General features: G+C 51.3%; 12 protein-coding genes and 4 pseudogenes. 4 read left to right on the forward strand and 12 right to left on the reverse strand.

Features of this window, described 5'->3' with window-relative positions:
* Nucleotides 1–81 precede the first annotated feature (81 nt).
* Nucleotides 82–992: pseudogene (locus tag ACHHV8_RS29080) on the forward strand (helix-turn-helix domain-containing protein).
* A gap of 457 nt (nt 993–1449) precedes the next feature.
* Here the strand turns inward: ACHHV8_RS29080 and ACHHV8_RS29085 are convergent.
* The 8 genes and pseudogenes from ACHHV8_RS29085 to ACHHV8_RS29120 all read right to left on the reverse strand — a co-directional run bounded on the left by ACHHV8_RS29085 (nt 1450) and on the right by ACHHV8_RS29120 (nt 7782).
* A complete protein-coding gene (locus ACHHV8_RS29085; RefSeq protein WP_395162782.1) occupies nt 1450–2364 on the reverse strand; it encodes a phosphotransferase in 915 nt (304 codons plus the stop codon).
* Between the two features lie 355 nt (nt 2365–2719).
* Complete coding sequence (locus ACHHV8_RS29090; RefSeq protein WP_395162783.1) at nt 2720–3022, reverse strand: NUDIX domain-containing protein; 303 nt, start codon at nt 3020–3022, stop codon at nt 2720–2722.
* A gap of 730 nt (nt 3023–3752) precedes the next feature.
* Nucleotides 3753–4004 carry a DUF3953 domain-containing protein gene (locus ACHHV8_RS29095; protein WP_395162784.1) on the reverse strand — a complete coding sequence of 84 codons (252 nt, stop codon included), beginning with the start codon at nt 4002–4004 and terminating at the stop codon, nt 3753–3755.
* A gap of 185 nt (nt 4005–4189) precedes the next feature.
* On the reverse strand, nt 4190–4495 hold the full coding sequence (locus ACHHV8_RS29100) for a DUF6678 family protein (RefSeq protein WP_395162785.1): 306 nt from the start codon (nt 4493–4495) through the stop codon (nt 4190–4192).
* 150 nt (nt 4496–4645) lie between these two features.
* Entirely contained in the window at nt 4646–5368 is a 723-nt protein-coding gene (locus ACHHV8_RS29105; RefSeq protein ID WP_395162786.1) for a metallophosphoesterase family protein, read from the reverse strand.
* A 181-nt stretch (nt 5369–5549) separates the two neighbouring features.
* Nucleotides 5550–6216, reverse strand: a pseudogene (locus ACHHV8_RS29110) (IS1595 family transposase); the annotation flags it as partial.
* Nucleotides 6217–6348: 132 nt separating this feature from the next.
* Nucleotides 6349–6807, reverse strand: coding sequence for a GNAT family N-acetyltransferase (locus ACHHV8_RS29115; protein WP_395162787.1), 459 nt, complete (start codon nt 6805–6807; stop codon nt 6349–6351).
* Nucleotides 6808–6828: 21 nt separating this feature from the next.
* Nucleotides 6829–7782 (reverse strand): helix-turn-helix transcriptional regulator, encoded by a 954-nt coding sequence (locus tag ACHHV8_RS29120; RefSeq protein WP_395162788.1) that lies wholly within the window; start codon nt 7780–7782, stop codon nt 6829–6831.
* 140 nt (nt 7783–7922) lie between these two features.
* Here ACHHV8_RS29120 and ACHHV8_RS29125 point away from each other — a divergent pair, with 140 nt between their 5' ends.
* The gene (locus tag ACHHV8_RS29125; RefSeq protein ID WP_395162789.1) at nt 7923–8348 is read left to right on the forward strand and encodes a VOC family protein; all 426 of its coding nucleotides are present in this window, start codon (nt 7923–7925) and stop codon (nt 8346–8348) included.
* Nucleotides 8349–8413: 65 nt separating this feature from the next.
* On the opposite strand, the gene ACHHV8_RS29130 is transcribed toward ACHHV8_RS29125, so the two are convergent.
* Nucleotides 8414–9607 carry a DHH family phosphoesterase gene (locus tag ACHHV8_RS29130; protein WP_395162790.1) on the reverse strand — a complete coding sequence of 398 codons (1194 nt, stop codon included), beginning with the start codon at nt 9605–9607 and terminating at the stop codon, nt 8414–8416.
* 400 nt (nt 9608–10007) lie between these two features.
* On the opposite strand from ACHHV8_RS29130, the gene ACHHV8_RS29135 reads away from it, so the two are divergent.
* Both ACHHV8_RS29135 and ACHHV8_RS29140 read left to right on the forward strand, forming a co-directional pair.
* Nucleotides 10008–11282, forward strand: a complete 1275-nt coding sequence (locus ACHHV8_RS29135; RefSeq protein ID WP_395162791.1) for an NTF2-like N-terminal transpeptidase domain-containing protein — start codon at nt 10008–10010, stop codon at nt 11280–11282.
* The gene (locus tag ACHHV8_RS29140; RefSeq protein WP_395162792.1) at nt 11188–12129 is read left to right on the forward strand and encodes a penicillin-binding transpeptidase domain-containing protein; all 942 of its coding nucleotides are present in this window, start codon (nt 11188–11190) and stop codon (nt 12127–12129) included. The genes ACHHV8_RS29135 and ACHHV8_RS29140 overlap by 95 nt, the downstream gene beginning before the upstream one ends.
* Nucleotides 12130–12458: 329 nt before the next feature.
* Here the strand turns inward: ACHHV8_RS29140 and ACHHV8_RS29145 are convergent.
* From ACHHV8_RS29145 to ACHHV8_RS29155, 3 genes and pseudogenes are all read right to left on the reverse strand, one after another.
* A pseudogene (locus ACHHV8_RS29145) lies at nt 12459–13611 on the reverse strand (glycoside hydrolase family 88 protein).
* Nucleotides 13612–13841: 230 nt separating this feature from the next.
* Nucleotides 13842–14360 carry a hypothetical protein gene (locus tag ACHHV8_RS29150; RefSeq protein ID WP_395163709.1) on the reverse strand — a complete coding sequence of 173 codons (519 nt, stop codon included), beginning with the start codon at nt 14358–14360 and terminating at the stop codon, nt 13842–13844.
* Nucleotides 14361–14399: 39 nt separating this feature from the next.
* Nucleotides 14400–14654 (reverse strand): annotated as a pseudogene (locus tag ACHHV8_RS29155) (DUF4982 domain-containing protein); the annotation flags it as partial.
* Nucleotides 14655–14941 lie beyond the last annotated feature (287 nt).

Consider the following 14941-nt stretch of genomic DNA (forward strand, 5'->3'; position numbering starts at 1 on the left):
ATCATGTTTATTTCTTCATGACAGTATGCGATCTTGTTTTGTCATATTTTGTAAGCAGGAGGGATTGTCCCGTCCATGACCATGCTGACCGATCTTGAAATGTTAGAAAGCGACGTACATAACGAACGCGTCGATTACCAGAACCCGCTGCTGCGCCTCAAAATATGGCAGATCCATGCCCCGCGCCGTCCGGTCGAGGAGCCTCAGCAGGTCAACCGCTGGCATTACCACAAGGAAGTGGAGTTCCTGGCAATAGTCCAAGGCTCTCTCGGCATCCAAACCAAGCACGATGCAAGGCTGCTGCAGCCGGGTGACGTGCATCTGTTCGGCTCCTCCCAGCTACACCGGACGAGAAATGAGGGTACCGAGGCTGTAAGCTACATAGTATGCCAATTCGATTTGGCGCAGCATTTTGACGAGAGCACGATGCCCTACCTGCATTATTTCAACGAAGCCCGGCGTCCGCTTGGGCATTTGAATTACATGTTCCGTGAGGACCCGAGGTGCAGCGGCAGGCATACGCGCTTATTATGGACATTTTTCAGGAAACCCAAACGAAAGTGAAAGGCTATGAGCTGGCAATCAGCGCTTCTATCCGCAGACTGATGCTGCTGCTCCTTCGTCACGATACCCGAGAGCTGCTTCATGGAGCAGATAATCTGGAGCTGATGCGGCTGCAGCCGGCCTTAGACTATGTAGACGCGCATCTCAGCGAAAAGATTGCCATCGAGCAGGCGTGCGCCGTGCTGAATTTAAGCTATCATTATTTTATTAAGTATTTTAAAAAGGTCATGGGGCTGTCGTTCGTTGACTACGTTAATTATAAACGGATTAAAACGGCGGAGCGTCTGCTGCTGACGCAGGATATTAGTATTATGGAGCTTGGCGAGGCCGTCGGGATTCCAAATATGGCGCAGTTTTACAAGCTGTTCAAGCGGCATAACCACTGCTCGCCGAAGGAATTCAAGCTGCGGATGCGGGCGGAGCAGTAAGAGGCTGTAAGCTGCAGGCTATGTAACCTATAAAATATTTGGATAAACCCATCTATTCGTGCGTGAGGGAGGGAAGGGGCAGAGGGTTCCAGCCGTTGTTGAAGTCGTGTTCCTTTTTTATTAGATCTAGCGGTGGGAACACGACTTCAAAGACGGCCCGTAAACTTCCCACCCCCTGCCCCTTCCCTCTTCTGAGCTGCATTGTGCTCACTTCCACTTTAAAAAATAGGCTATGTTAAATTCTAATGTTGATATTTGACCATAAGAAAACCGCCTTTTCAACGAAGGCGGTTTATTGCTATCGTGTCCCACATTAGCGCAACGACTTACTCTGTTGAATTTCGTGTTCCTCAACATAAAGCGGCATCAGAGAAGGCGGATCGTACCTTATCGCGGCCTTTAAACGACAAAATGGTGCCGATAGCCATAGCCCCATAGCCGCAACGAAATAATGAGCCTAATCCGACAGTGCCCGCATGATGTTGGATTTCGCCTCTGCCGCAATCGCTTCATTCCCGTCATCGACCGCTTGCATTAAGATCAGTATGGGGATGTATACCGCGATCAGCCGCGCCAGCAGCTTCGCTTCCTCGTCCGCTCCTCCGTACGTTTCGAAAAACACGCCGCGAGCGTAAGGTGGCAAAAAGCTATAAGCAACGCTCAAATCGCAAGCCGGATGGCCTACGCTCAGATCGCCCCAATCAATGATGCCGGAAACGATCCCGTTCTCATTCACAAGCATATTTTTGAAATGAAGATCGCCATGTAGCAGTGCATTCACCGCCTCGACACGGTCCTTTTGCAGCCTGCTAATATACGCTTCGATCACACCTGACTCCTCCGGCGACAAGTGTTCAACCACCTTCGATAGAAAGCCCTCCAATTTCACTTTGCGCGATGCTATGTCCGTCAAGTTTCGATGATCTTGCTGAACTCCGCACTTCAGCGCCGCCTGCACCGGAAACTCATGCAATCTCCGCAAAAATTTCGCCAGCGTCTCTGCCGATAAAGCCCGGCGTTCTTCCGTCAAACCGATGGGGAAATCTCCTGGCACGTAGGCATAGCCCAGAAATGGTGCCGGGTATTCGTCACTTGCTTCGCCATAAAACAACGGTTTCGGATAGGGGATGGTCATATATGCCTCCAGCTTCGGCAGCAGCTTCCCTTCCATACGAATCGAGCCAACTGCAATCGTTCTTCTTGGAAACCGGAACACGTACTCGTCACCGATGAGAAAAACCGTATTGTCCCAGCCCCAGCCCAATCGCTTCACTTGCTTCGATGACAGCTGAGAGAATTGTCTGCCGATTAGCGTCCGCGCCTGCTCTTCGTTAACCTCCCACTCCGCATCCCATACATTCGTTCCTCCCAAGAATTGTCTGCCTCCTCGTTCCTTACGTTATTTAGATGTTTACATTCCCTAGAAGTTACGCATAACTGCCCGTTAGCACAACGCGGCTGCCGATTTTATGCCGGCAACCGCGTCGTAATTATTTATTAAGCTATCGTTTTTACGTTAGCGTAACGAGCATAGCAATCAAAACTTCTACTCGAGTGATTTTAAGTAAAACATTATCCCTGCTCTGTCTACATTAGAAAATTGCAAAGGCTCATCAGCCATCATACTTCTTAATTCGTCTACTGAAATCCATCTTGGATTCTTAGTCTCATCACCTGAAGATAATAACTCCCCTTGCACTTTACAGCGGAAATAAACTCCAACTGAATCAAAAGGACACTTTTATTGTTTGATAAGCTCCAAAGGGTCTTATACATTCCACTTGGAAGTCTGGGTCGATACCTGTTGTATCTACCCGTGTATCATCACCTTCAATTTCGACTACATCCAGTCCAGTCTCTTCCTTAACTTCCCTTATTAGAGCTTGTGTTAATGATTCATATTGTTCGATTCTGCCACCAGGAAGTTCAATTCTTTTCGCTTCACCCGCTTTATCCCTTGTCTGTACTACTATTTCTAATGTTCCGTTTACTATTCTTTCAATTATGGCACGAGAATTTACTAAAAACATTTGCATCAACCCCGTTTCCCAATTTCAGTTATCCAAAATATGGATTTATAAAAGTGATTTATTCTACGTGAGCTTCAAACTCTCCTGCCCGTTAGCATAACGAAAGTAGACGTACTCACAACCTGGTTCCTTCGAAGCCAAGGTTATTAGCTTCTTTTATTTATTCGTCTTTTTAATATATCCCCAAATATAATATACTCCCCAAAATACTATTGGAACAATTAACGTTAAGGTCTTTAATTCCCTTGGTAAATAAAATGCCATGAATATTGCAATCAACAAAAAAGGAGGTAGAAGGGTCCAATATTTTTTATTTCGCACAGTTCGACACTTCCTTCATAAGCATATTATACTAATCGAACTTCTTTAATGCCTTATTCGCTCAACTAACTTTTTCCGTCGTTTAACAGTGGACATTGTTATTTTTTACTTTTAATTGACCTAAATATATTTATTATCATTCTACAAAAACCTTGAGAGAAGTCACTTAAATATTTTTTGACTAGGAACCTTACCAATGTAAAGAAGAGAGAAATAGCTATTATAAACACAAAAAGTTTTATCCCTGCTTCTATAGATTCTATTGTAAGCTTCATAAGCACCTCCACTTAGAGTAGCTAATAATTCCAATATACCACATATTGGAATTATTCTGCCTGTTAGCACAACGCGGCTGCCGATTTTATACCGGCAACCGCGTCGTAATTATTTATTAAGCTATCGTTTCCCGTTAGTTGAAAAAGAAGCCCCGTATAGAGACAAATAAAATAAACAAAGAAACTAAAATACTTAAATACCCCCAAAATCCTTTTCTATTTCTTTGGTATTCGATTAGTCCTGTCACCAACATTAATATCGCCAGAAATAACATCAAATAAGGCATTAATTCAAAGTTCTTAGTAATTAGAAGATAACTAGAAAAACCAATAACGATTATCGCTATAATAACTTTGCTTATTTTCAACATTGTCCTCACTCCCATCAAGGTCGCTGAACAATTTATGCTCGGCAGCCTTCTTCTATGCAGAATTTCATGTATTTCCCCCGAGAGTATGACCTAGTGCAGAGGCAGCTTGAACAGAGCTTAAAATACGCGGCGTCAATGCCACGAGTCTAGCTGGTGGTGTTTTATATTGAACTATCGTCTCCGTTAGTTCAATAAGAATCTCAAATAAAATCCACAAATCCGTCTTTGTAACCGTAAACTCTTAACACATCTCCATCTATTTCGCCTGGAACGCGAATTTCCTTTAACTTGGATATGACATACGATGTGTTATCGTTGGTCAGACAGATTTCCAACCATTCGATGTATTTGTAATTACCTATCCTAAAATGATGAAACCACTCAGCATCCCACCTACTGATATATCCGCTTTCTGCGTCCTTTGTTCTCCAGTGAATCGCTCCCTCGAAAACACTCATAGCCAATCTGATCTCGTCCCACTTTGTATTGTTCATTAATGGACTCATATGTGATCTCCTTTTTCTCAGCTGCCCGTTACTTCAACAAGAACAGGGAGCAGCACCTCGGCGGTATGCTCCCTGTTCTTATTGCTATCGTTCCCAGTTAGCGCAATGGCTGCCGATCCATTTTGTCGACAGCCTTGCTTCGTTAAATTCCTAACCTAATTGCCCACCATGGAAAATCTTCAGAATAAATTCCCGTTCAGGTACCTGCAACCGATGATAAGATTGCAGAAACTCCTTATTGTCGTAGGGTACCTCGATTAACTCTTCGCTGATAGCATTCTCGGTTAACGTAACAATGCCGTATCTTGCGAGCGGTTTATCGTAACATCCTAATGCACCAGGATTGAAATAATCTCGTTTGCAAGAAACAAAGTGGTGGACGATGTGATGATGACCAAAGCACACCAGCTTTAATTTGGTATCTTTGTAGAGTTGGTCTAAATTCTCCGCTGTCGGGTTCTTTTCAATAGACAAAAACCAGCCATCTGGATTGAGATGATAATGAGTAAATAGCAGTTGTTTATTGAAATGATCGTTGATTAACTGTTTAGGCCATTTGCCCATCGCTTCAATGTATACGGGATTGATTCTTTCAGCCAACCATTGATGATGGTACCGTATATTTTGATGCCCTTCTGGAGCCTCCTCACCATGAAAGGCGGCCATTACCGCTATATCATGATTACCCACAACAAAAGAAACATCGGTCCGTGACAATAACAAATCAAGGACTTGGTTGGAGTCTGGTCCAATACCGACCACATCCCCCAAACAATAAATGTGATCAACGTTTTTGAAAGTAATATCCTGAAGCACTGCCATTAATGCAGGGCTGTTTCCATGAATATCAGTTATTATTGCAATTTTTTCCATTCATATTACCCCCTGCAGCTCTACGTGTTGTATTGGATTCGAGATGAGTACAAAATATCCTTCTTCTTCCATTGATTTTCCATAACTGCATTACTGCACGTTTAGCAGACGAGGCCACCGATGATCCCGCGGCAACCTCGTGGTGAAGTTATATGCTCGTTGCGCAAATCTGCCCGTTAGCTTAACAAGAATAAGCAGAAAGCCGAAGTTTGGTGTTCGTGTCGGTCACAGTAAACAGGCACGATTTGACCAACATATTTTTCTTATTCGATGCGGTATTCTCATATTCCTTGCTGTCTAAGTAACGAAACCACGCCAAGTAATTCTGCAAATACGTTTGTTACAACACCATTGAAGAGATCCATCCATTTCTTCAAGCGGCTGTGGTAGCTGTTTACGTTTTGGATATGGTACACGCCTTTCACACGTTGTTTTCCGTCGGATTTGAATCGGTAATGAGTCGTGCCTTTTGAATTCGCAAAGGAGCTAAATGCCCTCCATGAATCAGTGCATAACACGTTTGAGTCAGACAGATGACCACCAATCGCTTCGTCTAATTTTGTAGTCCGAATACGTCCACGCCCAAGTACGCCAGAGTAAGTCATTTTCTGACGGTCACGGGCAACCAGCACGCACACTTGATCGTGGCTTATTTCCGAGTAAAGAAAGTAGGTCTCGTCCATTTCAACAATATCTTGAAATGCTTCGGTTGGAATCTGCTTCAGAGCGGAAAGAATCTTATGCCGCCAGTAAAACAAAGTGACATGCGTGACTTCATCGTTTAACTGCTCTGCACATTTTCTCAGAGAAAAGCCCTCAATCATGCATTCGATAAAACGAACAAATCGAACAACAGAATGGTTTTTGCAATGCGGGCAAACAAGTCCGTATATACTGCTGGCTGCCCCTAGCAAACAGAGTGCCGCTTTGATGCCGCGAGCCTAGCAAGAGACCAGCTTTCACAACCATATCCCAGGCGTTCATGTCTCCTTGACTATCCGCTTCTCACAGAGAAAGCGTTCCACGCCGGGATATTTTTCGCCAAGGCTTCGGATATCGAAGCCGCAGGCCCGGTAAAAGCCGACGGCATCCTGATCTGTCTCCGCTGTGAACGAGCGGATGGCATAGCGGGCTGCGGCGTCCTCCAGCAGCAATCGGCCGAGCCCTGAGCCTCGGTAAGCCTCATCTACAACGATATGCTGGATGATAGCGGCCTCTCGGCAAGCTTGAAGCCTCAAACCGAGAATGGCACAAACTGCCGTGGAGGACTCCTCCGCGGCATATGCACAGCAGATTTGAGCCGGATCGTCCAGATAGCCGCGGGCGATCAAACTCAGCTTTTCTTCTGAAGGCTTATATAAACATTGAGCGAGTATCGCCATTGTTTCCACGTCAAACTGCCTGATCGGCAGCAGCCGCATAGGTCTCATTCGTCTCATCGAACCAGCCACCATTCCCCACTATTTTGCCGCATACCGCTCCATCATTTCGGTCAGCAGCTGCCTCATCCTATCCAGCAGCTCGGGCGGCTGGCGCACATCCGCTTCCTTCCCCAAGCCGATAAAAAACTTTGCAAAAAAGGGCAGCTCCCGCTCCGGAACCTCTCCCTCGATCCATCCTGTGCCGTCCTCGCGGATATGGAGCCGGGATGCCGACCACAGCTCGGCCTCGCACTGCTGCACCCCCTCCGGAGTAAGCTCAACTTGAAGGCGAGCCTCCGGCGTATGGTCTCTCGTAAACGCCTCCTTCGTGTCCAAATGAATATGCCGCAAATCCAGCGGCTTCGTGTCCGAAACATCTTCCACAGCCGCATGGATTCGGTCGCAGCGGAACACGCGGAAGCCGCCGCGGAGAAAGCAGTAAGCCGAGCAGTACCACAAGCCGCTGCTGGCATAGAGGCCGACCGGCTGTATTTTTCTGCTGGCCGTCCCCTGCCGCGATTCGTATTCAATCAGGATAATCTCCTGCTCCATGGCGGCTTCCAGCAGGATCGACAAGTAGGGGAACTCCGCTTGCCTTTTGGGCGTTATGAAATCTACCCGATGCTTCATCTGATCGATCCGGTCTCTAACATCCCCGGACATGTAGTGATAGAACTTGCTTAGCGCAGACGAGGACTCCGTCTTGAAGGGCAGGAACGTATAATGGCGCAGCGCATGGCAAGCGAAAAAAATCGCAACGGCCTCCTCCTCCGTAAACGCAATCGGCGGCAAAATCCGCTCGTTCAGCACCTGGTATCCGCCGTGCGGCCCGACCTCGGAATATAAAGGAACCCCCAGCTCGCTCAGCTCCTGCAGATCTCTCAAGATGGTTCGCTTGGACACGCCGAACTCGTCGGCCAGCTCCTGAACCTTGAATCTGCGTTTGCGATTCACTGTCATCATCAAATCCAAGAGCCGTTTTGATTTCGACATGGCTGTAGCTTCTCCCTCAAACACAATATTTTTAGAATATTATTTTTAGTTGATGACAATCCTTGTCACCATTATAAGTTATCATTCAGTTAGAGCCGTAAGCAACCATCAAATTCTTATTGAGAAGGAGCTGTTACTCTATGATTTTACAATTAACCCCATTTATCATGCTGGACGGAAAAGCGCACGAAGCGATCCGCTTCTACGAGGAAGCGCTCGGTGCCAAGGTCGTCTTCAAGCAAACGTTCGGCGAAGGGCCCCAGAATCCCGTATCCCCTCTGTCGGAAGAAGAAAAAGCCCGCGTAGCGCACTCCGTACTGAAGATCGGGGAAGCCGAGCTGATGGTTTCCGACAGCCTGCCGGGAGCAAGCCTCGAAGCCGGAAGTCAGGTGAACATCTGCCTCGTGACGACGGACGCAGCGCAGGCTGGGCAGGTGTACGACGCCCTGAGTGCGGGCGGTCAGGTGCATATTCCGCTGGGCGAAATTCATTTCAGCCCTGCTTATGGCATGATCACCGATCGTTACGGCGTGACGTTTCAAGTGTTTACCCAACGCCCGCGTTAAGACGAGCGGGCAGCACGAAGAAAGCCACGGCTGCGCCTTGGCTTTCTTCAAGTTTCAGCTTCGCGTCACACCTGAAGCTTGGCTTTTTGCTCCGCCATATGCTCCATTAGGAAGGAGACGTAGACTTCGTCCCGCGCCAGCCATGCGGCATATTGCCTTTTGACGTAGCGCTCCGCCTCCTCGAACGTAGCAAACCGTCCGCCCTCTTCCTCGCCGTCCACATCAACCGCCCAGCCGCCTCCAACGGAGAAGATGAACATGCTTTGATCCTTCCGGTTTTCGTAAAGAGAGCCGTACGGAGATTTCTTTGTGTTAAACGCATTGCGGAAGGCATCGGCCCGGATCGGCTCCATCGGAAATACTTCCGCCACATACTGACGGTAAGCTTCCTCGGTCATCGAGGCTCCGGCCGCTTTGGCATGCCCTCCCCCTCCATACCGGCCCGCAATATCCGACACATCCACATAGTCATGGACGGTTCTGAAGCTGATCCGTTTGCCGCCCATATTGAGAATCGCGATATAATCGAGGTGCGGGTATTCCTTGCCCAGCTCGTTCCCAAGCTCGGAGTGATAAGACTCGGCATGAACAATGCCTGCATACAGGTCATGGATGACCGTTGGGATCAACTCCCGCTTCTTTCTGCGGACATACCGTTCGATTTTTTCCTCCTCGATATCCAGCAGCTTTTCTTCAAAATCGTCGAAGGCGAACGTCTCGGCGTGCTGCAGCCGCGCGACCATTTTTTCCTCGAACTCTTCAATGGACATCAAATGAAACAAGTCGTTCAGCCGCTTCGCCTGCTGCTGATTGTTCCGCTCCCACTCCCAGGTATCGTACTGCCGGACCAGTTCAACGAAGGCATCCAGCGTCGGGGTCGGCTTCAACAGCCCGTTTTGCAGCAAATATTCATAGAAAAGCGACGTTGCTGACGCGAGCTTCCCGTTCTCATACTCGACTTGAACCATTCCCCAGGCATACCGGTTAAAATGCAGCGAAGTTTTGTGATGATCGATCAGCTTAACTTTGCCGCCGGCTTTGGCGAATGCGTCCAGCCCCTGCTCGTTGGCTTCATTCACCGCCAGGTCGGTGATAAACAGCTGATGCTTCTTTTTGCCTTTCTCCAGAAACCGTTCTACCTGCAAGTTGAGCCCGCCGATAGAATTGTACCGGATGTCGGCTTTCACGCCGAATGCGCATCTCGCAACTATGCCGCAGCCTGCGCCGTCCAGATCATTATGGGTATATAAAAGATACAAGGGTCGCTCCTCCTGCCGCTGGATTCGATTTCGCTTAAAATCTACCGGATAAAATACCCTGGCGCCTGCGACTTTATGCGGTGCGGGACCATTCCGAGGGGACTTGCAGAAAATTTGCTGTTAGGCTGCTGCCAGCTTGGTGTGAATTTGCTAGGGAGCTCTATGAACTTACTGCTGTGCCTGCTGCTGTATGACTGCTGGACTACTGCCGGCTTGCTGTAAGTCGCTAGGAGCTCTATGAACTTGCCACCGTGTATGCTGGGACTTACTGCGGGCCTGCTTCATCGTTCCAGCTGTATCAGAACCCTATCAGAACAATATCAGGGTTCAACTATTTCGTCTGCCGCGCGTCTTTTATACAATGAGGAAATGAAAGCCATGGAAAGGATTGGTGCCTGCAATGAACAATCGATGGGGAAAGCTGGCGGGCAGCTGTATGTTCGTGCTCTTGCTGGGCGTTTTGATGGCAGGCTGTGAGGAAAAAGTCGTACCCAAGCCTGAAGATACAATGAAAGCTTTCGTGGAGGCCTGGCAGCAGAAGCAGTACGAGTCAATGTATAACCTGCTTCCGGCCGAAACCAAGCAGCAAACGACGCTGGAAAATTTCGTGAACCGGTATAAATCGATTTATGAGGGCATTGGCATGAGCGATCTATCCATCCGCTGGCAGCCTCTGGAGACTAAGCCTGCCGCCGACACGGCCGCATCCGCTGCATCCAAACCGAAGGAGGTGCAGACGGACCCGAATAAAGCAGCCTATACGATGCACGTAGAGATGAATACATCCGCCGGTCCGATTGCGTACGACCAGACTGCGCAGCTGATGATGGTGAAAGAAAAGGTTATGGTCAAGAACAAGGAAAAAGAAATGGACAGCTGGAAGGTCCGCTGGGACTCTACTTATATCCACCCCAAGCTGACAGACAAGGATAAAGTCCGCGTGGAGGAGACAGCGCCGCTTCGGGGCGAAATTGTCGACCGGCAGGGACTCGGGCTGGCAATTAACGAGGAGAGGCTGGAGATCGGCCTCATTCCGAAAAAGCTGCCTGAGCCCGCTGACGATACCGTCATCAAGCTGGCGGATGTGTTGAAGGCGAATCCCCAGGATATCCAGGCCCAATTGAAGGCCACCTGGGTCAAACCGGATTATTTCGTGCCGATTACGATCGTGGCGTCGGATGACAAACGGCTGGAGGCGCTGACGGCGCTGCAAGGAGTCACCTACCGGAAGAAAATGCTCCGCGCCTATCCATTGGAAGCCGCGGCGGCACATTTGGTCGGTTACATAGGCAAAATTAGCAGCGAGGAGCTGACCAAATATAAAGATAAAGGCTATCAGACCGACGACTGGATCGGCAAGTCGGGGCTGGAGCTCGCATTCGAGTCCAAGCTGAGAGGCTCGGCGGGTACCCGCATCTACATCGCAGACCCGGACGGCAGGGAGAAAGCAACGCTGGCGCAGCGGGACGCTGTCAACGGAGAAAAGATCCAGCTGACCATTGATTCGGAGATGCAGCTGAATCTGTATCATCAGCTTGAGACCGATACCGGCGCAGGCGCGGTGATGCAGCCGATGACGGGTGAAGTGCTGGCCCTCGCCAGCGCCCCCTCCTTCGATCCGAATTTATTCATCAGCGGCGTGTCGGCCAGCCAGTGGAAGCAGTGGACGGACTGACCCGAACAAACCGCTGCTGAACCGTTTTGCCCGCGCTTATGCTCCGGGCTCCGCCTTCAAGCCGCTGACAGCGGCTATCGCGCTGCAGGCCGGAACGCTCGATCCGAATGCAGAGCGCAGCATTGTCGGCAAGCAGTGGAAGAAGGACGCCTCCTGGGGCAATTATTACGTGACCCGGGTGTCCGAATCGCAAACCGCGGTGAACCTGTCCAAGGCGCTGATGTATTCGGACAACATTTATTTTGCCCAGGTGGCCTTGGATATGGGAGCGGACAAATTTCTTGAGGCGGCGGGCAAATTCGGATTTGGCGAAAAGCTGCCCGTTCCGCTCGCCATCGACACCTCCACTCTTTCCAACAATGGAAAAATGCGCAACGATGTACAGCTAGCCGATTCCGGCTACGGGCAAGGAGAGGTCGTGATGAGTCCGCTGCATGTCGCCGCGGCGTACACTGTATTTACGAATAACGGGACGATGCTGAAGCCGGTGCTGCTGATGAACGAGGGGCAAAAAAGCGAGCCCTGGAAAACCGGGCTGATCAGCGCCGACGTAGCGAAGACAGTGACGGAGAAAATGACCGAGGTCATCGAGAATCCCGCCGGAACCGGTCACGATGCCAAGATCGAAGGACTCAAGCTTGCAGGCAAGACCGGCACCGCCGAGCTGAAAGTGAAAAAAGATACCGCCGGACAGGAAAACGGCTGGTTCGTCGCCTTCAACACCGATAACCCGCAGCTGCTGGTCGCCCTGATGGTCGAGCAGGTACAGGACCGCAGGGGCAGCCATTATTTATCTCCTAAAATCAAAAACCTGTTCAGCCCGCTGGTTGGGAAAAAACAGCCTTAGGCATGAAGAAAGCCCGCCGGATAAGGAAAAGCTAGCCCGGACCCAAACGCTTCCCGCCGGTCGAGGTTGACGGGTCACGAACAGATCGTCCCCTTCTTCGAACTGTATAGGGCTTACAGCCAGCCCAGCGGCTCCTTCTAAATGGATCCACGGGGCTCGGGCTTTATCCCGCCAAGCAGACCAGAAAGCAAGAAGACGCCCCCAGCTCCGCTTCTACAGCGGCGGTGGAGGCGTCTTTCGTATTAGGGCTGAGCCTGACGCAGGGCTTGCCCCTAGCCAATCCTCAGCCAGGGCAGCTCCTTTGCCAGGCTGACGGCAGCTGACGCGGATTAGAAAATCCGCGATTTCCAGCCGAGCAGCTTCGCGAGCGCTTCGACGTAATAGTAGTCTCCGTAGATGAGGGAGACATCGATGTTTTGTCCGGCCGGCTTGTGTCCGGTGCCGGCGTACAGAATCGCCTCGTGCTCGGGACGATCCCACGTGGCGTAGTTTTGCGTCAGCGAGAGCAGGATGCGCTCAGCCGCTTCGCGGTACGGGCGCCCCTGTACCGCAGGCAGCGCAGCGGCCAGCTCGAGCAGCCCCGAGGCGGCGCAGGTAGCCGCCGAGGTGTCGCGCGGCTCGCCATCGAGCGACTCGGCCGCGCGGAAATCCCAATGCGCGACGTGGTCGTCCGGCAGCATTGCTAGGAAGTAATGCGCGACGCGCTGAGCCGCGTGCAAGTATTTCGTATCGCCGGTATAGCGATACGTATTGGCCATGCCGTGCAGCGCCCACGACGCGCCGCGGCTCCAGGACGAGTCGGGTCCGGCGCCTTGGCCGCCGAGCGACTTGATCTTGTCGCCCGTCAGCGGGTCGAAGCTGACGATGTGGTTCACGGAGCCGTCCTCGCGGATGAAATGCTTCACAACCGTATCTGCGTGCGCCTTCGCGATCATGCTGAAGCGCGGATCGCTAATCTCTTCCGCCGCCCAGAACAGGATGGACAGGTTCATCGAGGAATCGACGATCGCCCAGCCGGTTTTGTCCTGATTCCATGCTCTCAGGAAATTACCCGCAAGGTTGAAGCGGCCTGCAAGGAAGTTCGCCGCCGCCAGGCCGCGGCGCTTGCCGTCCTCATCGCCGGTCAGCTTATATTTGATCACCGCCGTAGGCAAATACTGAAAGCCGACGTCGTGGTGAAAGTTGCTCGGTTGAATCGAACCGCTGCTCCAGCTTCTCGTCCCAGCCCCAAGCCGCGTTCTTGTAATCGCCCTTGCCTGTCATCTCGTGCATGATCCACAAAATGCCCGGCCAAAAGCCGGATGTCCACCAATCGTGGCGCATGTCGTCATACTTGCCTGTGTCTCTTGGAGCCACGTGAGGCGACTTGTCGCCGAGCTGCTCGATCATCAGGTCCACTTTGCTTTGCAGTGCTTCCCAGATGTGCGGGAGCGCTTCCTGCAGGTTATCCGCTTTCATAAATTTGCTTGTATCCCATGTCATGTGTTTCGGCCTCCTTGGGGATGGGGGTGTGACCGGATAAACTAGCAGGTGCCTGCTTAGGGAAAGAGGTCTGTTTCCGGTCGCTGTTGAAATTGTGAAATTGGATTAGATGATACTTCGTGGTGATTTCACAATTTCAAAGGCGAACGTTTCACTCCTTCAACAGGCCTCTTTCCCTTCGCTTGGCCGCTAATCGCTTAGCTTAGCTTATCTGTCACACCCTGTGTTTTTTATATAGTAATAAAAGCAGTAACCAAGCCGGCGCTGGCTGCGCTGACGACCGAAACCGGCTTGCGGGTCAAGCTTGATGCATTCGCAGCTCCAGTGCTGTCAGGCGCTGCGCCAGCTTGCGCTGTGCTCACGCCGGCTGCGGGAGCGGACCCTGCGCCTGCACCGGCGCCGGAATTCGGCCCGCTCGCGGAAACGAAGCCGGTGACCGGTACGCTCGCGGCGGCACCGCCGGACGGATCGATCAGGATGCGCGCGCGGCCGTTCGCCAGCTGGATCAGGCTGGAGCCGCGGACGGTTCCCTGGCAGTCGATCAGCTTACCGTCACCTGCGATGCCGAAGCGCACGAAGTTGGCCGCATCGAGGCAGAGCACGCCTTGCGCGTCATAGGCCAGCGCTTCTACGAGCAGTTGGCCGTTCTCCTGCGGCTGGGCGTTCAGCCTCAGCTCGGCAGGCTCGCCCCAGCTTTGCGTCTGGTACTCGAACGACAGCTCGTCCGTGACGGTAACGCCGTCCTTCACCGCAACCACCTTCACATGGTTCGTGTCCGGCTGAAGCACCGTATCCCAGCGCAGGCCGGCGGCCGGGAAGTTTTGCGAGTCGCGCCGCTTCACGCCAAGACTGGCTCCGTTCAGGAACAGCTCCGCTTCGGTGCAGTTCGAGTAGACCTTGATCTGCTTGCGTTCCCCTTCCGCACCCCAGCGCACCGGCATCGTATGGCCGTAAATACGGGCCATCGGCTTCGACGTCCAATACGATTGGTAGACGTAGTAGGCGTCTTTTTTGGTAAAATCGCGCTCGATAATGCCCTTCATGTTCAAGTAGGGAATCGGCGAGTCCGGACGGAACCGGCGTCGCAAAATCTTTGAACGCCCACTGCGCCGCACCGGTCAGCCAGTCCATGTTCTCCTGCGATTTCAAATACCAGTCGATCATTTCGCAGAAGTATGTCTCCGACCAGTCGCCGTCCCGTGACACGCGCGGATCGCCACCGGTCAGCAGGTAGTCGCCGTCGCGCTCATCGGTCTGACCGTTGCCGTGACCAATAAATTCGAAGCCTGTATAGGTCTTCTCCACATGCCGCGTCGCAAGATTGTCAGCG

The organism is Paenibacillus sp. TAB_01, assembly GCF_043945595.1.
In the GTDB taxonomy this organism is placed as follows: domain Bacteria; phylum Bacillota; class Bacilli; order Paenibacillales; family NBRC-103111; genus Paenibacillus_S.

What these genes read in the sequence shown, in the direction of transcription:
- ACHHV8_RS29095 (WP_395162784.1), bottom strand. Translation starts at nt 4,004, where the DNA reads ATGGGAGTGAGGACAATGTTGAAAATAAGCAAAGTTATTATAGCGATA.
- ACHHV8_RS29105 (WP_395162786.1), bottom strand. Translation starts at nt 5,368, where the DNA reads ATGGAAAAAATTGCAATAATAACTGATATTCATGGAAACAGCCCTGCA.
- ACHHV8_RS29090 (WP_395162783.1), bottom strand. Translation starts at nt 3,022, where the DNA reads ATGTTTTTAGTAAATTCTCGTGCCATAATTGAAAGAATAGTAAACGGA.
- ACHHV8_RS29100 (WP_395162785.1), bottom strand. Translation starts at nt 4,495, where the DNA reads ATGAGTCCATTAATGAACAATACAAAGTGGGACGAGATCAGATTGGCT.
- ACHHV8_RS29115 (WP_395162787.1), bottom strand. Translation starts at nt 6,807, where the DNA reads ATGAGACGAATGAGACCTATGCGGCTGCTGCCGATCAGGCAGTTTGAC.
- ACHHV8_RS29125 (WP_395162789.1), top strand. Translation starts at nt 7,923, where the DNA reads ATGATTTTACAATTAACCCCATTTATCATGCTGGACGGAAAAGCGCAC.
- ACHHV8_RS29135 (WP_395162791.1), top strand. Translation starts at nt 10,008, where the DNA reads ATGAACAATCGATGGGGAAAGCTGGCGGGCAGCTGTATGTTCGTGCTC.
- ACHHV8_RS29120 (WP_395162788.1), bottom strand. Translation starts at nt 7,782, where the DNA reads ATGTCGAAATCAAAACGGCTCTTGGATTTGATGATGACAGTGAATCGC.